The sequence below is a fragment of the Pseudarthrobacter sp. HLT1-7 genome, assembly GCF_059383435.1.
This window is the reverse complement of the sequence record NZ_JBWZCH010000001.1, coordinates 136,270-153,541: the sequence shown is the minus strand read 5'-3', so window position 1 is coordinate 153,541 and position 17,272 is coordinate 136,270. Positions and strand designations below refer to the sequence as shown.

Sequence of the window (17,272 nt, the reverse complement as noted above, 5' to 3'; positions counted from 1 at the left end):
TCGGAGGAATGAGGTTCTGTATCAACTAAAGCCTGTCCGCGGCCACGGAGACAGAGCCTCAGAACGTGTGCCGTCCGGGATTCCAGACGCGCCCCTCCCTCCGTTGCGCTATCACTTTTGGTTGCTAAAACAGGCGAATGGGAGCCGTAAGTGATAGGGCAACTGGTCAGGACGGCTGCGGGCGGCCGTGTATCCGGACCGAGAGCTCGTCGGCGACCTTCTGCACCCGTGCGGCCAGCGCCGGCCACCCTTCCGCGGGCAGTTTCTCCTCGAGGAACGTCACGGCGACGGCGGCCGTCGGCCAGCCCACGTGGTCCGTGACGGCGGCGGCGATCGAGCCGAAGCCGGGCGTCACCTCGCCGTGTTCGGTGGCGTAGCCGCGCTGCCGGACCTGGTCGAGGTGCGAGGACAGCGCGGAGTACTTCATGATGGGCGACTCGGTCTCGTGCCGGGCGCTGAACGCGGCGGCGTTCGGGTACAGCGCCCGGACCTGAGACTTCGGCAGCGCGGCGAGGATTGCCCGGCCGCTCGCGGTGAGGTGACTCGGCAGCCGGACCCCGACGTCGGTCACGAGGGACGGCCGGTTTTTGGCCCGCTCCTCCACGATGTAGAGCACGTCGCGGCCGTGCAGCACGGCCAGATGGGCGCTTTCGCCGATCATGTCAACGAGCGAGGCGAGCAACGGCCGGCCCAGCCGGGACAGGGGTTCCTGCCGCGAATAGGCGGAACTGAGTTCGAAGGCGCTGATGCCCAGGCCGTAGCGCTGCTCCTCATGCAGGTGCAGCACAAAGCCGTTCGCCTCCATCACGCCGAGCAGGTGGTAGACGCTGGAACGCGGCAGGCCGAGCGCCGTGGCAATGTTCGACGCCGCCATCGGCCCGCGCTTGGAGGCCAGCAGTTTGAGGATGCGAAGGGTGTTCTCTGCCGCCGGCACCTTGGACGCCGCCTTCGCTGCAGCGCCGTTGCCAGCCGGCCTGGCGGCAGGGGCCACCGGCGCGTCCGGCGCGCCGGCCGCGGCGGTGGTCTTCAGGCTGGCGGTGTTCGGGCTGGTGGTGCTCGTTGGCATGGGTCCTCTTCGAAATCGGGGCGTGTCCGGTATCCCGTACTTAAGCATGCACCTGCCCGGCACCGAGGGACGGTCCGCCGCGGCACCGCGTGTCTGGAATCCCGGACATTGCCGGCCAGGGAGCCAGCCGCGGGCGGGGTAACGCTAGATTTCCGCTGCCCGCGTGTCCCGCCCGGCTGTGCCGTTCGACGTCGGCTAGACATACCCCATGACCCGCTCACCGAACCCCGATCTCGCCGCCGCAATTGAAGAAGGCCACCGGCACCGCGACCGGGAGAACATGCAGCCGACCATCGAGTATTTCCAGCGTCTCCTCGCGGAATATCCCGGCGATCCCCTTGCGCTCTTCGAGGTGGGCGGATCCTACGACACTGCCGGCGAGGAGGGGCGCGCCCGCGGCTACTACGAGCAGGCAATGGACGCCGGGCTGGACGGCGACACTCTGCGTCGGTGCCTGTTGCAGTACGGCAGCACCCTGCGGAACCTCGAACTCCACGAGGAATCGCTGGCCGCGTTGCGGCAAGCCCGGGCCCTGTTCCCCGGCTCCGACTCGGTCCGCCTCTTCCTGGCCCTGTCCCTTCATGCCGCCTCCCGCAGCGATGCCGCCGTCGCCGAACTCCTGGAACTGGCCACGGACCGTATCCGCAGCGAGGAGGTCATCCGCTATGAGGCCGCGTTGCGCGGCAACGCGGCCTTTCTGGCCGGCCTAGACCGGCAGGCCGTTCCCGGCGGCCCCTAGGGATCCGGCCTCAGGCCCCCAGTGCCCGGGCCGCAGCAGCGAGCCGGGCAGCACGGTCGAGGAATCGCCCCTGGCGGCGTTGAGCTGCAGCTGCGTCAGGAACAGGGTGCCGGACAGATCGGCGCCGGTTAGGTCTGCGTCCCGCAGATCGGCACCGATAAGGTCCGCGCCGCGCAGGTCCGCACCCCGCAGTTCGGCCGCGATGAGGTAGGCGCCCCGGAGGTTGGAACCCCGCAGGTCCTGCCCGGCCAGCCGGGCCCCGATCAAGTCGGCGCCCGGGCCGATCCTCCTTAAACGTTTCGACGGCGCCGGGGCTGTGGCCCGAACGAGTTCACTCGCACGGGCCAGCAGTGCGTTGACCCCGTCCCGATGCCCGTTCACGTCGATCGCCAGGATGGCCTCGGGCCGCTGAAGGGTAAGCCGCTCCGTCTCCTCGAAGGCCGCCAGCAGCTCACCGTGGAGCGGCGCTGTCCGGGGCATACCGAGGGCCTCATTGAGATACCAGAGGACCTCGTGCAGCTGCCGGGTGACCGGGAAAACCGCGAACATCAGCCGCCCCGAGTCCGGCGCCTCCCGCCAGCCCGTCCCGGAGAACGTCTGCTGGGTGACTTTCTGGCCCGCACCAAAGCAATCGAAGACGGTGCAGCCCTTGAAGCCGCGTTCCCGCAACTGCGGATGGATGGCGCAGCGGAAGTCCGCCTCGAGGTTCACGCAGGGATCGCCTGCGGCCTTGTCCACGGCGAAATCCGCAGACCTGGCAAAGGCCAAGGCAACGCAGCAGAGCCCGGCGCAGTTGGCGCAATCAGCCACGAGCCGGCGGTGCCGGCTGCTCTGAAGTGTCAGCGGTACGGACGTCACGGGAGTCCCTTCCTGGTCGACGGCACTTCCAGTGCGGAAGTCTACGCCGCCTTCAGGCCGTAACGCGCCCCGGGAACGAAGTCCCACCCGCCGCGGATCACCTCGCTTATATGGTGACGACCACCTTGCCGCGGGCCCGGCCTTCGTGCAGGTACCGGATCGCCGCGGGTGCGTCGGCCAGCGGGTAGCTCTTGTCGATGACCGGTGACACCGAGCCGGCGTTGATGAGTTCGGTCAGGAACCGGAGGTCGTTGGCGCGCTCGACCGAAATAAGCCCCTTGAGTTTCTGGCCCACGAAGAGGGACAGGATGGGGGCCCGCAGTGAGCGTTCAAAGCCGCCGGTCCAGCGCCCGCCGCCTTCGCCGCCGACGATCACCAAAGTTCCGTGCGGCTTGAGTGCTCGACGCAGGACCGAGAGGGGGCGATTGCCGGCGGTGTCGATAATGAGGTCGTATTGCTTCGAGCCGTCGGCGAAGTCGTCGTGCTTGTAGTCAATGACATGATCGGCGCCGATCGAGCGGACCAGATCCGTCTTCGCGGTGCTGCACACTCCGGTGACCTTCGCACCGAACGCTTTGGCGAGCTGCACGGCGTAAGCGCCGACGCCGCCTCCCGCGCCGATGATCAGTACTTCCTGCCCGGGCTGGACCTGCCCGCTGTCGCGGAGGCCCTGGAGCGCCGTGACGGCCGAGATCGGGACGGCGGCGGCCTGCACGAAGCTCAGGTTGGCCGGCTTCAGCGCCAGCTTTCCCTCCTTTGCGCAGACATATTCGGCAAAGGACCCTTCGCAGGTGCCGAAGACTTCATCGCCGGGCCGGAATCCGACGACGTTACGGCCGGCCGCTTCCACCTCACCGGCGACCTCCCGTCCGCGGATGCCGTTCTTGGGCGCCTTCAGCCCGAAGCCGAAGGCACGGGTCAGGTACGGCAGCCCGGTCATGAGGTGCCAGACACCCTGGTCGACGCCGGCGGCGCGGACCCTGATGAGCACCTCGTCGTCGGCGGGCACCGGCTTGTCGACATCGCGCAACTCCAGCACATCCGCAGAGCCGTAGACGTCTTGAACTATTGCCTTCATGGTGCTTCTCCTTCAGAATCCGGATACTGGAAAACGTCATCGAGGGGAACCCTGAGGACACGGGCAATCTGGAATGCCAGCTCAAGCGAGGGCGAGTAGCGGCCCTGTTCAATGGCGATGACAGTCTGGCGGGTGACGCCGATCCGCTCGGCAAGCTCCGCCTGGGTGAGTTCGCCGCGCTCAGACCGCAGCCGGCGGATCGAATTGGTGACCCTTGTCGGTTTCACCACGGCTGGAAGCCCCTGCGGTAGGCAACGATCCTGGCGACGGAGCCCAGAATCGCCGAGAGGAAGAAGGCCAGGTAGACGGCATTGGCGATCCAGAAGTGCTCCACCTCAGCCATCGCCAGCACCAGGGCCACCACTCCCCCGACGACGAGGAAGGACTGGCCGACGTACTCGCCGAAGCGGTAGATCTCCTTGTCACGCTGGTCCTTCTTCCCGGTATCCCCGGCGGAGAACGTCCGGATCACGGTGTGCAGCACGATGGATCCCGCGATCGATCCGCCCACAGTCAACAGCAGCGGCGCCACGTAGGGAACTTCCGTCAGCGGCATGGAACCGGACAATTCCAGGACGACGGCGAGGTACACCGCGTACGCCGCGACTGCCAGCACCCCGGTGATCCAGGCGCTCTTTTCTTCGAAGGACATCTCGTCTCCCATGTAAAACAAAGCCGACATTGCTAATGTAAAGAAACTTTTACATTGTGTCAATGGCTTTCTGCGCCCGGCATCTTGACGTTGATTCCCCGGGTGGCTTTCTGCGCCGGAGCTCCAGCCGGCCCAGTAGTCCCTGCAAGTAGTACACAGCTGTGACCCAAGTGGTGCGGGGTGTAACAGGGGTAGAAGTTACGCGTGTGACGAACGGGACAGAAGCCTACAGTGGGTTTCACGGCGGTCCCGGACCAGCCGGGGAATTGGCTGGGGAGCCCCCCGAAGCTGGTCCGGACCGCCGGAAGTTCGTTTGCCGCCGGAGCCGGCGGCCCGGCTGCAAGACGGCCAGGCCGCCAGGCTTGCCGCACCAACAAGGAGCCGCGTTGCCATGTCAGCCGCCCCGATGTCCACGCAGTACCTGACGATCGCCGAGGTGGCCGCAGCGATGCGGGTGTCGAAAATGACCGTGTACCGGCTGGTCAATTCGCACGCCATCGCAGCCGTGCGCGTCGGCCGCTCGTTCCGGGTTCCGGAGGACGCCGTCGCCGATTACATCCGTCGGGCCACCGAGCCGGCCACCCTCGCCCCGAAGCCCGGTGCGCCCGAGCAGGACGCTCGGGACTCCCCATGACTGCGCCGAGGTGAGACTTCGCGCCCATGGTCCGGATCAGGATGGGCGCCAAGTCTCACCTCGGCGAGGCGGTGGTTTGGGCTAGCGGGCGGACCAGCCGCCGTCCATGGTGTAGCTGGCGCCCGTGACCATGCCGGCGTCGTCCGAGGCAAGCCAGGCAACGAGGGAGGCCACTTCTTCCGGCTCGATGAGCCGCTTCACGGCAGCCTCGGTCAGCATGATCTTGGTCAGCACCTCGGACTCCGGGATGCCGTGCACCTTGGCCTGGTCGGCAATCTGCGTCTCGACCAGCGGTGTCCGGACGTATCCCGGGTTGATGCAGTTGGACGTGACGCCGTGCGCGCCGCCTTCCAGCGCGGTCACCTTACTCAGCCCTTCCAGCCCGTGCTTGGCGGAGACATAGGCGCTCTTGAACGGCGAGGCGCGCAGGCCGTGCACCGACGACAGGTTGATGATCCGGCCGAAGTTGTTGGCGTACATGTGCGGCAAGGCGGCCCGGATGAGCAGGAAGGGCGCCTCTAGCATCAGCGTGATAATGCGGCGGAAGTCGGCCGGATCGAAGTCCTCGATGGGGCTGATCCGCTGGATTCCGGCGTTGTTGACGAGGATGTCGCAGTCCAAACTGACGGACTGGAGTGCCCCGACGTCGAGCAGGTCCACCGCCCAGGAGGTGCCGCCCACCTCGTCGGCAAGGGCACCGGCCGCCGCTTCATCCACATCCGCGATCACCACCTTGGCACCGCGCGCCGCCAGGGCCCGGACGCTGGCGGCACCGATCCCGCCGGCCCCGCCGGTCACCAGGGCCTTGCGGCCGTTCAAGCTGCTCTCCATGTCTGCACTCCTCAGGTCGCGGTCCTATCGGCCCAGGCGAGGCATGATGCACAGCACTGAGCAGCTTCACAGAGTATTGCCGCACAAACTGGGCGTTTCAATGGTCAAACAAGCACCCGGTATGTGCAGAATTGCAGATATGAAAGCAAATCCCGATGACCTGCTGGTACTGCTGGCGGTCTCCCGTTCCGCAAAGTTCACGATGGCGGCCCAGACTTTGGGACTCAACCACACGACCGTTTCCCGGCGAATCGCGGCCCTGGAGAAGGCTCTGGGCGGGCGGGTCCTCTCGCGCGCCTCGGGAGGGTGGGAGCTCACGGACCTTGGCGCGGAAGCGGTCCAGGTGGCCGAACGGGTGGAAGCGGCCATCCGGCCCCTCGAGCAGCCGGGCCGGATCCCGGATCCCATCACCGGCGTCGTCCGGATGACTGCGACGGACGGTTTCAGCGCCTACATCGCAGCCCCCGCCGTGGCCCGCGTGCGGCGCGACCATCCGGGGCTCAGCGTCGAGATCATTACCGTTACGCGCCGCGCGCTCCAGCAGCGCTCGGGACTGGACATCGAGGTGGTGGTCGGCGAGCCGCAGGTGCACCGGGCCGCCGCCGCCCGGCTCGGCGAATACATGCTGGGAATGTACGCCTCGCGCGCTTACCTCGCCGAGTTCGGCACCCCCACGACCGTGGAAGAGCTTACGGCCCATGCGCTGGTCTACTTTGTGGATTCCATGCTCCAGGTGGATGATCTCGACGCTCCGCGGAGGCTCGTGCCGACCATGCGGGACGGACTGAGCTCCACCAACGTCTTTGTTCATGTGGAGGCCACCCGCGCCGGAGCGGGGATCGGGTTCCTGCCGTGCTTCGCGGCGGACCTGCACCCGGACCTCGTCCGGCTGCTGCCCCACGAGTTCGCCGAGAAATTGCCCTACTGGATGGTGCTGCGGCCCGATTCGATGCGCCGTCCGGCCGTGGCGGCGGTGGTGCAGGCACTGCGCGAACAGACCGCCGCCCACCGCGAGGCGCTGATGGGCCGGGGCAGATCCTCATCGACTGCTCCGTAGCCGCCGTTTTGAGGCGCCAAAAGGGCAGTTACGGAGCACTCGACGGGGTTTGCGGGGCTGGCGGGGCTGGCGGATCGTGGCGGACCGGGGCGCCGGCCGCGAAGGCCCGGACCTTGGCGTCGTTCCAGATGTGGGCGGGCACCGCGCCGCCGAGGAGCCGGCGCGCCAGCTGGGGGTCGTCGTCGAACGGCAAGTCACTTCCGGCCATGACCATGTTGCCGTAGCGCCGGCCCTTGAGCATGGCGGGGTCGGCGATGATCACGGTGTGCTCGAAGGTATCCGCGATGGTGGCCGCGTCCTCGCGTGCGTTCCTGAGGTCCGGGGCGTCGCCGGAATTCACCACGTAGATCCCACCGGGGGCCAGCACCCGCTTGGCATGCTGGTTGAATTCCCTGGTGGTAAGCGGACGCGGGGTCATGGACCCGGCGAAGACGTCGCGGATGATGAGGTCGCGGGTGTGCGGGGTGAGGTTTTCGGTGACATCGCGGGCCTCCCCCACCCGCAGGCGCATCAGCGGCGCCTTGGGCAGATCGAACCAGCCTCGGACGTACCCGGCGAGCCTGCCGTCCAGTTCCACGACCACCTGGCGGGCATCCGGATAGGCGGCATGGAAGTACCGGGCCAATGAGCATGCTCCACCGCCGAGGTGAAGGGCCCGCAGCCTCGGTCCGGTCTCCCGGGACCAGCGCGATTCCGCCAGCGCGGAGATCCAGCGCATGTACTCGAAGTCGAGGAACAGCGGGTCCGCGAGGTCGATGTGCGAGCTCATCACGCCGTTGATCCGCAGCAGCCAGCCCGTGGAATTGTCCTGGTCCGCGATCAACTCGCAGTCGCCGGTGTCGATGTAGTAGATGCCCTCCACCGGGCCGTCGGGGCGGGTACCTTTCGGCACCTCCACCACCCCCGGCACTGTTTTTCCGGTGCTCCGGCCGGCCGCCCTGCCCCGCTTAGCCATCAGCCGTCCGCCGTTCTTCTCATCTTTCAACCCTAGTTGACCGGACGCGTCGGCCTGGCCCAGCCACTGCCGGCCGGGGTGCTGGACTGGCCCGGATTTGGCCGCTTCCCCCCGCCTTCCTTCGCGAGGTGGCCACCCGGTGCCGGTCACCGCCGGTCCGCGTCGGCATCCGCCCGGAAGATGCCGACGCAATCGGTCTGTGAAAAGAAATACACCAAGGGTACTTACCATTTGTTAGTAATCATGCTTACTATTTGTACGCCAGTAGTGCTGGTTTGCGATCAGCATCCGATCTTCTTGGAAAGAGAGCGAAGATGACAGAAAACCAATGGCCCCAGGACGGGACCCTCGGCACCCCGACGGCCGCCCGGCAGACAGAGCTCCGGAAGGAATCGACGTTCCCGCCTTCGGCCGTCACAACGCCGATCTCCAACGGCGGAACCGCCAAGACCGACGCGGCCAAGGAGCAGGCCGGTGAGGTCGCGGCCCAGGCCACCGACTCGGCCCAGAACGTGGCTGAGACGGCCAAGACCGAGGTGGCCAACGTCGCCGCCGAGGTGAAGACCAACGCCCGTGATCTGCTGCAGCAGGCCAAGTCCGATCTCACCGATCAGGCCGGTACGCAACAGCAGAAGGTCGCCGAGGGGCTGCGCTCCGTTTCGACCGAGCTGCACACCATGGCTGCCGCCCCGGATCAGCCCGGCGTCGCGAGCGACCTGGTGCGCCAGGCCGCCGAGCGCTCCTCCGCCGTGGCATCATGGCTCGACGGCCGGGACCCCGGTTCACTGCTGACCGAAGTCAAGACCTTCGCCCGGCAGCGTCCCGGCACCTTCCTGATGCTGGCCGCCGGAGCAGGCATCCTCGCCGGACGGCTCAGCCGGAGCCTCAGCGCCGGCGCCCCTGATTCGGCCGGCGCCCCGGCGGCCAGCACCCCCGCCGCCGGCAGCCCGGCCGCACCTGCCGCCCGCGTGCCCGACACCGGCATGGCGGTCCCGCCACCCCCGGTCCAGATGCCGGCCCCGGAAACGACGACGGCGGGCTTCGCAGACGCTTATCCGCCCAACCCGCTCGACGCCGGCACAGCGGGCAGGGTAGCCGGGCAGGATCGCTGGGCCCCGGAGCCCGTCGTTGCCGATCCCCTGCAACCCGTCGATCCGCTGCGCGATGACCCCTTTGACGGTGGACGTCGATGAGCAGCGAAATCCCTCACACCGCCGCCCACGCCAAGGCCGAAACCACGTCCCTCGGCGACCTCCTGGGCGACGTCACGCGGGACATGTCCACCCTGATGCGGCAGGAAGTCGAGCTCGCCAAGGTCGAGCTCAAACAGTCCGCCAGCCGGGCCGGCAAGGGCAGCGGAATGCTTGCCGGTGCCGGCGTCGCGGGCCACTTTGTGCTCCTTTTCCTGTCCCTGGCGCTGTGGTGGGCACTTGGAACCCTGATGGGGCTGGGCTGGTCCGGCGTCGTCGTGGCCCTTATCTGGGGTATCGTCGCCGCCGTCCTGGCCTCGATCGGCCGCAAGGAACTCAAGTCGATCAAGGGGCTGCCCCAGACCGCCGCGACCCTGCAGGAAATCCCGCCCGCGCTCAAACCCAACTCTTAGATCCAGCGAGGAACCACGATGAGTGAAAACCCGGATGATATCCGAGCAGAAATCGAAGCAACCCGCGCGCGCCTCGGCAGCAATGTCGACGCAGTGGCGGACAAAGTCACACCGTCCCATATCGTCCAGCGGCAAACCGACAAGGTCAAAGAAACCGTCAAGGACGCGGTCTTCGGGGTGAAGGAGAAAGTTATGGGGGCCGCCGACCACGCTGCTGGCAACGCGCACGCCGCCACGGGCAGCGCCGGCGGGCACCTCAGCGACGCGGGCTCCGCGATCGGGGACGCGCCGACGCAGGTGAAGACGAAGACCCAGGGCAACCCGATGGCCGCGGGCCTGATCGCGTTCGGAGCCGGCCTCTTGGTCTCCTCACTGATTCCCGCCAGCCAGAAGGAGCGCGAAGCCGCGGATGCCCTCAAGACCGCGGCCGAACCGCTCACTGCGGAGCTGACCGAGGCTGCCAAGAGCGTGGCCGACGGACTCAAGGAACCCGCCCAGGCCGCCATGGAGAACGTCAAGGCCACAGCCGGCGACGCCGCCGAACATGTCAAGGCCGACGGCCAGGGCGCCGTGGCGGACGTCAAGGCCACGGCTGCGGACGCGAAGGATCACGTCCAGCAGGCGTAGCCCGCCAACTGAGACGGCCGGCTTCCCGCGTTGACGCGCTGGGCGGCCGGCCGTTGCGATTAAGCCCACGAAGGAAAATTTCCATGGCCAAGAACCTTGCCAGAGCAGACAATGACACCATGACCAACGCCGAAACGGATGAGAGCAGCACAGCCAAGGCCCGCACAGCTCCCGCCCCGGACGATTCCCGCAAGCCGGACAGCCCCGCAGATGTCTCCAAGCCCTCATGGAAGTACATCGCCAGGAAAACCCTGCGGGAATTCACGAAGGACCAGTGCCCGGATCTGGCCGCGGCCCTGACCTACTACTCGGTCCTCTCGCTCTTCCCCGCCCTGCTGGCACTGGTGTCCCTGCTGGGAGTGTTCGGGCAGGCTGGGCAGACCACCTCGGCGCTCCTGGAGATCGTCCGGGGCTTCGCCCCCGCTGAAACGGTGGAGGCCATCCGAAAGCCGGTGGAAGAACTGGCGAGTTCCAACGCCGCGGGCTTCACCCTTGTCGCCGGCATCCTCACTGCACTGTGGTCCGCGTCCGGCTATACGGGGGCATTCGCCAGGGCCATGAACCGGGTCTATGAAATCGACGAAGGCCGGCCCTTCCTCAAGCTCCGGGGCACCATGCTCGCGGTCACCGTACTTAACTTGCTGATCGTCGTCGTGCTGGCAGCCATGCTGGTCCTGACCGGGCCGGTAGCGGAGTCCGTCGGCAGCGCGATCGGCCTCGGCGCAGCGTTCCTGACGGTCTGGAATCTTGCCAAGTGGCCGGCAATGGTGCTGCTGGTTGTGCTGGCGATCGCCATCCTCTACTACGCCACCCCCAACGTGAAGCAGCCAAAGTTCCGCTGGTTGAGTCTGGGCTCTCTCATCGCCCTGCTGATCTTCCTGCTGGCGTCCGTGGCCTTCGCGTTCTACGTAGCCAACTTCAGCAGCTACAACAAGACCTACGGCGCGATCGGCGGCGTCATCGTTTCGTTGCTGTGGCTCTGGATCCTGAACATGTCGCTGCTGTTCGGCGCCGAGTTCGACGCCGAGATGGAGCGTGGCCGCCAGCTTCAGGCCGGCATCGAGGCCGAAGAGTCCATCCAGTTGCCGCCCCGCGACACCAAGCAGAGCGACAAGCTGCAGAAAAAAGAGGAAGAAGACATCCGCCGCGGACGCGAACTGCGCGAGCAGCACCGCGACGCTCAACAGGACTAACGGGCGGGACCTCCGCCCCTAGCCGGATGGACGGCATTGCGCTCTACTGGGTGGAGGACCCGGCACCACGATCTCCGCCGGGCTGCGCCCGGCGCGCTGCAACGCGCTGATTGCGCGCTGATTTCGACGTTCGCGACATCCGTCTCCAGAGGGGAGCTGGCGGTTCAGGAAGAGGAGGGCGCCCCCGTGCGAGCCTGGCGGTTGGGACACCCGGGACCGATCAGCACCGATCCCCTGCTGGCCGTCGAGTGCCCGGATCCCCGGCCCGGGCCCGGCGAGGTGCTCCTGCGGGTCAGGGTGTGCGGGGTCTGCCGGACTGATCTGCACCTGGCCGAGGGTGACCTCCCACCGAAGCACCCCGGTATCATCCCCGGCCATGAAGTGGTGGGTGAAGTGGTCAAATGCGGGGCCCACGCAGCACGGTTCTCCCGCGGGGAGCGGGTGGGCGTCGCCTGGCTGGGCCGTACCTGCGCCTCCTGCCGCTTCTGCCTGCGCGGCGAAGAGAACCTTTGCCTGGCCCCCACGTTCACCGGCTGGGACCGCGACGGCGGCTATGCCGAGCTGATCACCGTGGCGGAAAACTTCGTCTACCGGATTCCCGATCTCTTCTCCGACGAGGAGGCCGCCCCCCTGCTCTGTGCGGGCATCATCGGCTACCGGGCCCTGAGCCGTGCCGAGCTGCCCATCGGCGGCCGGCTGGGGATCTACGGTTTCGGCGGCTCCGCGCATCTGGCAGCCCAGATCGCGCTCTACCGGGGGGCCCAGGTATACGTGATGACCCGGTCCGTGGCAGCCCGGCGCCTCGCCCTCGAACTGGGCGCCACGTTCGCCGGCGGCGCCGACGACGCACCGCCGGAGCTGCTCGATTCCGCCATCCTGTTCGCTCCGGCGGGCGGCCTGGTGCCCGTGGCGCTGCGGGCCCTGGACCGCGGCGGGACGCTCGCCGTCGCCGGCATCCACCTCAGCGACATCCCGCCGCTGAACTACGCCGACGAGCTCTTCCAGGAACGCCAGGTCCGCAGCGTCACAGCCAACACCCGGGCCGACGGCGAGGAGTTCTTCCGGATTGCCGCGGAGATTCCACTCCGCCCGACGACGGTGCCTTACCCCTTCGAAGCCGCAGACCGGGCGCTGCTGGACCTCGCGGAAGACCGGATCACGGGCGCCGCCGTGCTGCGCGTGGACACGAAGTAGCTAGCATTTGCTGTCCTTTTGCAGCACCAGCCCTCGCTCGCAGTTCCAGTACTATCGCAGCACCCGTCCTTCGGGGCACCAGGAACGGCAGCTGCTGCGGGCCAACTGGCCACCGGAACGTCAGACTGAAAGGCATACAGTCACCCGTCACCGGAGCAGCGTGTCAAGGGTAGTGAAGCCGTAGCCGGCCTGGCGTACCCTGTTGATGATCTGAAGCAGGGCATCGGCGTCGAGGGTGGTCCCGTCGTCGGGGTTGGAGCCGACGTGCATCAAGACAATCTCGCCCGGCTGTAGCCGCCCGAGCACGCGGTCCGCCACGATCTGCGCCGTGATCCCGCCGCTGCTGCCCTTCCAGCCCACGGTGTCCACGGTCCAGCGGACAGGCAGGTAGCCGTAGGCGTTGACCGTGGCGATAGTCCGGGCGTCGCGATCGCCGAGAGGGAAGCGGAAGAGTGGCCGGGGATCCGCGCCGGCGGCCTGGATAGCCTGCTGGGCTCCGGCGAGCTGGTTCCCGATGGTGGCGTCCGAGAGTCCGGTGAACCCCGGATGCGTCATGGAGTGGTTGCCCACCCGGTGGCCGCCGGCCACGATCGCGGCGACCCCCGCCGGGTTGGCGCTGGCCCAGTTGCCCGTTAGGAAGAACGTCCCGCGCACCCCGGTGGCGGCCAGCGTCTGCAGGATGCTCGGCAACCCGGCCGAGTTCGCTCCGGCGTCGAACGTCAGCGCGACCACGGCCCCGGCGCCGGGGATCACTTCAAGGTCGCTGCCGGCGAGCGCGGCGGGGAACGGCGCCGCGGGCCGGGCCGGAGGGGCCGGGGCCGGTGCGGGCGGTGCCGGGGGCGCCGGGACCGGGGGCGCCGGGGCCGGTGCGGGCGGTGCCGGGGCCGGGACAGGGACCGGCGCAGGGTCAACCGGTCCCGGTTCGCTGGCCGAAGGACTGGGCATGTCCGACGGTGTGGCTGCAGGGTTGGCGAAAGCAGGGCTGGCGGAGGCAGGGCTGGCGGTTCCGGGAAGCGGTCTGATGGACGCCGTCGCCGTCGGACCGGCCGACGGAGGTCCCGCCGAGAAGACGACCGCCAGCACCACCGCAGCGGCTAGCACCACTACCGCTACCCACGCTGCCACCCAGCGGCGACGGCGGTCGCCGGCAAAAATCGACCACATGCTTGATTGTGGCACCATCGGCCACTTCGAGGCTAGGGCTGAAAGTTCCGACGGTGCCTGCCGGCGCCCGATGTCCGCCGGTAAGTCACGTCGCTGATAGAGGTTTCGAAGTCCGGCCGGATCGCGCCCCTGGTCAAAGGTGCCGCCCCAATGTCCGGAGGTAGGCGCCAAAGCCGTGCGGGGCGCGGGCCTGCGTCCGGCCCGAGGTCAGCACGCGCATACTGTCCGTGGCCGTCACGGTGAACGCGCGGCTGCGGAGGTTCTGGACGAGTGTCCGGTCCTCGTGCGCGGCGAGCTTCGGGAAGCCTCCGGCGGCGATGTATGCCGAGGCCCGCACACCGAAGTTGGCGCCGTAGATATGCGGGTGGTCCTCTTCGAAAGGGTGGCGTTCCAGCCAGCGACGGCGCAGCTCCGGGTCCATCCCTTCGGGGTCCGGCTCGACGGAGCCCAGCACGGCGTCTGCCCCGGCTTCGGCGAACTCCAGTTGGCGGACCAGCCAGCTTTCCGGGACCTGCGAGTCGGCATCGGTGTTGGCCAGCCAGGTCCGCCCGGCCCACGGCGGTGGTGTCCACCGTTTGCCGGGCGGCCGGCGTCGGGGTACGCCGATACCGGCAGCCCGGATACCTGCCTCCCGGCTGGCGCCGGCGCTGCGGAAGCGGACTTCGACGGCGCCGAAGCGCGGGTCCACGGCGACGAAACGGGCCGTGATGCCGGCGGAGTCGTCCGTGCAGCTGTCCAGCACAACGGTCACACCCACCTCCACGTCGGGCCGGAGCCGGTTCAGGGCATCGGCGGCCCGCTGCACGGCGCGGAGGGCGCGGCCGAGGTGCCGGTCCTCGTTGTGAGCCGGAATCACGACGGCGACGCGGTCGATATTGTGCCCGCGGGGCTGCGGAAGGGCATAGGCCGCCATCCGCTTACCGTGCCCGTTCCCGTTCCGGGGCTCCGGACGCCGGTGCAACCGAAGCCACGGCAGCGGAAGCGAGGGCACCCGGCTCGAGGGCAGCCGACGCCGCAGCAGCCGAATCGGCGGCGGTCTCCGGCGCGAGGAGGATCTCGAGGACGAAGTCGCGTTCCCGGTAGAGCCCGACGTCGGCCCAGCCGAGTTGCCGGCGCGCGGCCGCGTGGACGGAATCGCCGTCGAGCTCCCAACCAGCTATGGGGTGCCGCCAGTGGCAGAGGGCCAGGGTGCCGCCCGGCAGCAGCGAGGCCTCGACATGGGCGAACAGCTCGGCCAGCTCGCCCCGCGCCAGGTAGTAGCCAACCTCGGAGACCACAATGAGATCAAACCGGCCCTCCGGCCAGTCCTGCGGGACCGTGAGGTGGCGGGTCCGGGCCGAGGGGAGGTGCGCGAGCCGTTTGGCGGCGTGAGCCAGGGCGGCGCTGCTTGCGTCGACGGCGAGGAAGCTTCCGCACCGCCGGGCGAGTTCCGCGCTCAGGGTGCCGATCGAGCAGCCGATTTCGAGTCCGGCGGCGTACTCCGGCCCGGGCAGGGCCGCGAGGGTCAGCGAGCGCTTTCGCTGTTCGTACCAGCTGCTCGTGTACTGCCAGGGGTCGTCGGTGCCGGTGTGCACGGCGTCGAAGACGCCTTCCGCATCGCCTGCGGCATAGGAGCCATCGGCGGCCCCGGCGGCCGGGCGCTGCCAGGCGAAGGTCTCCCACGGCCGTTCGAAGTGCTGCAGGAATGCCGGCGACAGCAGCACCTCATCGCCCGGCTGCCCGGACAACGCTTGGACCTGCGACAAGTGGGCGTCCATGGCGGCGGCCTTGGCCTGCTGCTCCGCGGGGCTCAGCGGAAGCCGCAGCCATGACTGCCAGGCCGGGTCATCGGGGGTGGCCCGGAGCCAGTACCAGATGGGGAACTCCAGCAGCCCGTGGCCGCCGGAGGCGGCGACCTCGGCGGCGACGGAACCGAGCGTGTCGTGGTCGGTGTGGCCGTCATGCCGGTAGGGGGCCACGAGAATAACGTGGTCCGGCCGCACACCTTTTTCGGCAAGCGCCGCGACGGTGTCCCGCAGCGCGGTGTGGATCGAGGCCCGCTGTCCGGAGAGCAGGCCGTCCGGCAACGCAAGGAACTGCCAGGCATGGTCCGGCAGCAGCTGCCCTAGCGCGGCGCCGAATTCCCGCAGCCGGACGGCAGCGAGCCCTTCCGGCGTCGTGGTCGGCGATCCGGGGTGCGAGGCCTCCCCCGCCGTGCACAGCAGGACCGTGACGTCTGCACCCACGGACCGCAGCCGGGCCATCAGCCCGCCGGCGCCGAGGGATTCGTCGTCCGGATGGGCGGCCAGCACCACGAACGCACGTTCCGCCATTTCCGCGGCGTCTAGCGGCAGCTCCGGAAGCACGGGCAGACCGCTGGCGGCCCAGGTGTCCTCGCTGGTGCCCGCGTCGTGGTGGGTGAAGCTCACCATGGGTGGTCCCCCTTCAATGCCAGGGCGCCCAGCTGGGCGTCGTCACGCATGGCATGGTGCTGGCGGATGTAGAGCGAGAGGTCGGCCATGCGTTTGCCGTAGCCCTCGTCGAAGGCAAGCGGACCAGGCCCGAGGTTCTGGCTCACCAGCGTCTGGATGCGTTCGACGGCGGCGGCGACCTGCCCCCGGACGCGCAAAGCCTCGCTCCACGCGCCGCTGCCTGAGAGCTCCCCGGCGTCGATCCGGGCGGCGGTCCGCGCGAGGTACCCGGTCAGGGCGGCAAGGGTGCGGTCGATCTCGCCGAGGTGGGCCAGTGCGATCTGGTCCGGCTCCCGCCCGCCTTCGGCCGCCGCCGCCAGGGAGTCCTTGTACCCGCGGGCCACCGCGACGGCGCCGCCGAGCCAGCAGGCCGCCACACCCATGCCGCCCCAGGCGAAGCCGGGACGCTGGTAGTACCAGCCGGGCCCTCCCAGCGGCGCGGCCGGAACGGAGTCGAAGTGCACGGTGCCGCTGGGGATTTCCCGCAGGCCGCGGCTGGTCCATTCCGGATCGGCAAAGCTCACGCCATGAGCGTGGAGGTCGACGGCGAACGCGGCGCGGCCGCTGCCCTCGACGTGCGCGGTCAGCACGGCGTGGTCCAGTTGCGCGGCCAGCGAGCACCAGGGCTTGGAGCCGTGGAGCAGGAATCCGCCCTCGGCCTGTTTCGCCTCCAGCCGCAGCCCGGCGGCCTCAGCCGCGAACACACCCCAGGCGCCCTCGAAGTGGATCCCTTCGATGTCCGGGCGGTCCAGGCCTTCCAGCTCAGCGGGCGCGGCATGGTTGGCGGCGGGCGCGGCGGGGTGGGCGGGATAGGCGGCGTGGGCGGGATGTTCGGGCGCGGCCTGGGCGGCTGCCTGTGCCAGGATCGCAGACGCATCCAGATGCGGTTCCAGGGCTCTGCCTGCCGCGACATCAACGGCGGTGATGGAAGCCAGGAGCTCCCAGAGGAACGCCGTCCGGCCGCTGCCGGGCTTCGGGGCGGTCTCCTCCGCGGCTTTGGCCAGTTCCAGCAGCGCCGGAACGTCCCCCACGGCCGGCTGAGCGGCGTCCAGCAAGGGCCGGAGCGCGGCCAGTTGCTGCGGTGCGGAACTGATCCGCACCGGACGCGGCGGGTGGACGTCTGGGGTCCCGTTCATGTCCGTGGCCTGCATTCCTTCGGGGAGTATCGCTG

General features: G+C 68.7%; 19 protein-coding genes. 8 read left to right on the top strand and 11 right to left on the bottom strand.

Going from position 1 to position 17,272, the window contains the following annotated elements; translation table 11 throughout:
• Nucleotides 1-166: 166 nt before the first annotated feature.
• On the bottom strand, nucleotides 167-1,066 hold the full coding sequence (locus AC50X6_RS00695; protein WP_494964416.1) for an IclR family transcriptional regulator: 900 nt from the start codon (nucleotides 1,064-1,066) through the stop codon (nucleotides 167-169).
• Between the two features lie 208 nt (nucleotides 1,067-1,274).
• Here AC50X6_RS00695 and AC50X6_RS00690 point away from each other — a divergent pair, with 208 nt between their 5' ends.
• Nucleotides 1,275-1,805: a tetratricopeptide repeat protein gene (locus tag AC50X6_RS00690; protein ID WP_494964415.1), complete on the top strand. Its 531-nt coding sequence runs from the start codon at nucleotides 1,275-1,277 to the stop codon at nucleotides 1,803-1,805.
• On the opposite strand, the gene AC50X6_RS00685 is transcribed toward AC50X6_RS00690, so the two are convergent.
• The 4 genes from AC50X6_RS00685 to AC50X6_RS00670 all read right to left on the bottom strand — a co-directional run bounded on the left by AC50X6_RS00685 (nucleotide 1,773) and on the right by AC50X6_RS00670 (nucleotide 4,423).
• A complete protein-coding gene (locus AC50X6_RS00685) occupies nucleotides 1,773-2,663 on the bottom strand; it encodes a pentapeptide repeat-containing protein (RefSeq protein ID WP_494964414.1) in 891 nt (296 codons plus the stop codon). The two genes, AC50X6_RS00690 and AC50X6_RS00685, sit on opposite strands and share 33 nt — an antisense overlap.
• A 106-nt stretch (nucleotides 2,664-2,769) precedes the next feature.
• Nucleotides 2,770-3,741: an NAD(P)-dependent alcohol dehydrogenase gene (locus AC50X6_RS00680; RefSeq protein ID WP_494964413.1), complete on the bottom strand. Its 972-nt coding sequence runs from the start codon at nucleotides 3,739-3,741 to the stop codon at nucleotides 2,770-2,772.
• A complete protein-coding gene (locus AC50X6_RS00675) occupies nucleotides 3,738-3,971 on the bottom strand; it encodes a helix-turn-helix transcriptional regulator (protein WP_494964412.1) in 234 nt (77 codons plus the stop codon). Before AC50X6_RS00675 ends, AC50X6_RS00680 begins: the two co-directional genes overlap by 4 nt.
• A complete protein-coding gene (locus AC50X6_RS00670; RefSeq protein WP_494964411.1) occupies nucleotides 3,965-4,423 on the bottom strand; it encodes a hypothetical protein in 459 nt (152 codons plus the stop codon). The genes AC50X6_RS00675 and AC50X6_RS00670 overlap by 7 nt, the downstream gene beginning before the upstream one ends.
• Nucleotides 4,424-4,784: 361 nt before the next feature.
• Here AC50X6_RS00670 and AC50X6_RS00665 point away from each other — a divergent pair, with 361 nt between their 5' ends.
• On the top strand, nucleotides 4,785-5,027 hold the full coding sequence (locus AC50X6_RS00665; protein WP_494964410.1) for a helix-turn-helix domain-containing protein: 243 nt from the start codon (nucleotides 4,785-4,787) through the stop codon (nucleotides 5,025-5,027).
• 81 nt (nucleotides 5,028-5,108) lie between these two features.
• Here AC50X6_RS00665 and AC50X6_RS00660 read toward each other — a convergent pair whose 3' ends face one another.
• Nucleotides 5,109-5,858 (bottom strand): 3-hydroxybutyrate dehydrogenase, encoded by a 750-nt coding sequence (locus AC50X6_RS00660; protein ID WP_494964409.1) that lies wholly within the window; start codon nucleotides 5,856-5,858, stop codon nucleotides 5,109-5,111.
• Nucleotides 5,859-5,997: 139 nt separating this feature from the next.
• Here AC50X6_RS00660 and AC50X6_RS00655 point away from each other — a divergent pair, with 139 nt between their 5' ends.
• The gene (locus tag AC50X6_RS00655; RefSeq protein ID WP_494964408.1) at nucleotides 5,998-6,915 is read left to right on the top strand and encodes a LysR family transcriptional regulator; all 918 of its coding nucleotides are present in this window, start codon (nucleotides 5,998-6,000) and stop codon (nucleotides 6,913-6,915) included.
• Nucleotides 6,916-6,943: 28 nt separating this feature from the next.
• On the opposite strand, the gene AC50X6_RS00650 is transcribed toward AC50X6_RS00655, so the two are convergent.
• Nucleotides 6,944-7,870 (bottom strand): spermidine synthase, encoded by a 927-nt coding sequence (locus AC50X6_RS00650; RefSeq protein ID WP_494964664.1) that lies wholly within the window; start codon nucleotides 7,868-7,870, stop codon nucleotides 6,944-6,946.
• A 314-nt stretch (nucleotides 7,871-8,184) separates the two neighbouring features.
• Here AC50X6_RS00650 and AC50X6_RS00645 point away from each other — a divergent pair, with 314 nt between their 5' ends.
• From AC50X6_RS00645 to AC50X6_RS00625, 5 genes are all read left to right on the top strand, one after another.
• Nucleotides 8,185-9,063, top strand: a complete 879-nt coding sequence (locus AC50X6_RS00645; RefSeq protein WP_494964407.1) for a hypothetical protein — start codon at nucleotides 8,185-8,187, stop codon at nucleotides 9,061-9,063.
• Complete coding sequence (locus AC50X6_RS00640) at nucleotides 9,060-9,473, top strand: phage holin family protein (RefSeq protein WP_494964406.1); 414 nt, start codon at nucleotides 9,060-9,062, stop codon at nucleotides 9,471-9,473. Before AC50X6_RS00645 ends, AC50X6_RS00640 begins: the two co-directional genes overlap by 4 nt.
• Nucleotides 9,474-9,491: 18 nt before the next feature.
• Nucleotides 9,492-10,100, top strand: a complete 609-nt coding sequence (locus AC50X6_RS00635; RefSeq protein ID WP_494964405.1) for a DUF3618 domain-containing protein — start codon at nucleotides 9,492-9,494, stop codon at nucleotides 10,098-10,100.
• A gap of 83 nt (nucleotides 10,101-10,183) precedes the next feature.
• Nucleotides 10,184-11,293: a YihY/virulence factor BrkB family protein gene (locus AC50X6_RS00630; protein WP_494964404.1), complete on the top strand. Its 1,110-nt coding sequence runs from the start codon at nucleotides 10,184-10,186 to the stop codon at nucleotides 11,291-11,293.
• Nucleotides 11,294-11,479: 186 nt separating this feature from the next.
• Nucleotides 11,480-12,487: a zinc-dependent alcohol dehydrogenase family protein gene (locus tag AC50X6_RS00625; protein WP_494964403.1), complete on the top strand. Its 1,008-nt coding sequence runs from the start codon at nucleotides 11,480-11,482 to the stop codon at nucleotides 12,485-12,487.
• A 147-nt stretch (nucleotides 12,488-12,634) separates the two neighbouring features.
• On the opposite strand, the gene AC50X6_RS00620 is transcribed toward AC50X6_RS00625, so the two are convergent.
• The 4 genes from AC50X6_RS00620 to AC50X6_RS00605 form a co-directional block, all read right to left on the bottom strand.
• Nucleotides 12,635-13,651, bottom strand: a complete 1,017-nt coding sequence (locus AC50X6_RS00620; protein ID WP_494964402.1) for a polysaccharide deacetylase family protein — start codon at nucleotides 13,649-13,651, stop codon at nucleotides 12,635-12,637.
• A 133-nt stretch (nucleotides 13,652-13,784) separates the two neighbouring features.
• Entirely contained in the window at nucleotides 13,785-14,564 is a 780-nt protein-coding gene (locus AC50X6_RS00615) for a glycosyltransferase family 2 protein (RefSeq protein ID WP_494964401.1), read from the bottom strand.
• Between the two features lie 4 nt (nucleotides 14,565-14,568).
• Entirely contained in the window at nucleotides 14,569-16,062 is a 1,494-nt protein-coding gene (locus AC50X6_RS00610; RefSeq protein WP_494964400.1) for a PIG-L family deacetylase, read from the bottom strand.
• Entirely contained in the window at nucleotides 16,056-17,237 is a 1,182-nt protein-coding gene (locus AC50X6_RS00605; RefSeq protein ID WP_494964399.1) for an acyl-CoA dehydrogenase family protein, read from the bottom strand. The genes AC50X6_RS00610 and AC50X6_RS00605 overlap by 7 nt, the downstream gene beginning before the upstream one ends.
• Between the last annotated feature and the right edge of the window lie 35 nt (nucleotides 17,238-17,272).

Bases quoted from the DNA above. Each gene is read 5' to 3' on its own strand.
- AC50X6_RS00660 (WP_494964409.1), bottom strand. From the start codon at position 5,858: ATGGAGAGCAGCTTGAACGGCCGCAAGGCCCTGGTGACCGGCGGGGCC.
- AC50X6_RS00640 (WP_494964406.1), top strand. From the start codon at position 9,060: ATGAGCAGCGAAATCCCTCACACCGCCGCCCACGCCAAGGCCGAAACC.
- AC50X6_RS00630 (WP_494964404.1), top strand. From the start codon at position 10,184: ATGGCCAAGAACCTTGCCAGAGCAGACAATGACACCATGACCAACGCC.
- AC50X6_RS00680 (WP_494964413.1), bottom strand. From the start codon at position 3,741: ATGAAGGCAATAGTTCAAGACGTCTACGGCTCTGCGGATGTGCTGGAG.
- AC50X6_RS00650 (WP_494964664.1), bottom strand. From the start codon at position 7,870: ATGGCTAAGCGGGGCAGGGCGGCCGGCCGGAGCACCGGAAAAACAGTG.
- AC50X6_RS00690 (WP_494964415.1), top strand. From the start codon at position 1,275: ATGACCCGCTCACCGAACCCCGATCTCGCCGCCGCAATTGAAGAAGGC.
- AC50X6_RS00605 (WP_494964399.1), bottom strand. From the start codon at position 17,237: ATGAACGGGACCCCAGACGTCCACCCGCCGCGTCCGGTGCGGATCAGT.
- AC50X6_RS00695 (WP_494964416.1), bottom strand. From the start codon at position 1,066: ATGCCAACGAGCACCACCAGCCCGAACACCGCCAGCCTGAAGACCACC.
- AC50X6_RS00635 (WP_494964405.1), top strand. From the start codon at position 9,492: ATGAGTGAAAACCCGGATGATATCCGAGCAGAAATCGAAGCAACCCGC.
- AC50X6_RS00665 (WP_494964410.1), top strand. From the start codon at position 4,785: ATGTCAGCCGCCCCGATGTCCACGCAGTACCTGACGATCGCCGAGGTG.
- AC50X6_RS00615 (WP_494964401.1), bottom strand. From the start codon at position 14,564: ATGGCGGCCTATGCCCTTCCGCAGCCCCGCGGGCACAATATCGACCGC.
- AC50X6_RS00655 (WP_494964408.1), top strand. From the start codon at position 5,998: ATGAAAGCAAATCCCGATGACCTGCTGGTACTGCTGGCGGTCTCCCGT.
- AC50X6_RS00645 (WP_494964407.1), top strand. From the start codon at position 8,185: ATGACAGAAAACCAATGGCCCCAGGACGGGACCCTCGGCACCCCGACG.
- AC50X6_RS00670 (WP_494964411.1), bottom strand. From the start codon at position 4,423: ATGTCGGCTTTGTTTTACATGGGAGACGAGATGTCCTTCGAAGAAAAG.
- AC50X6_RS00620 (WP_494964402.1), bottom strand. From the start codon at position 13,651: ATGTGGTCGATTTTTGCCGGCGACCGCCGTCGCCGCTGGGTGGCAGCG.
- AC50X6_RS00610 (WP_494964400.1), bottom strand. From the start codon at position 16,062: ATGGTGAGCTTCACCCACCACGACGCGGGCACCAGCGAGGACACCTGG.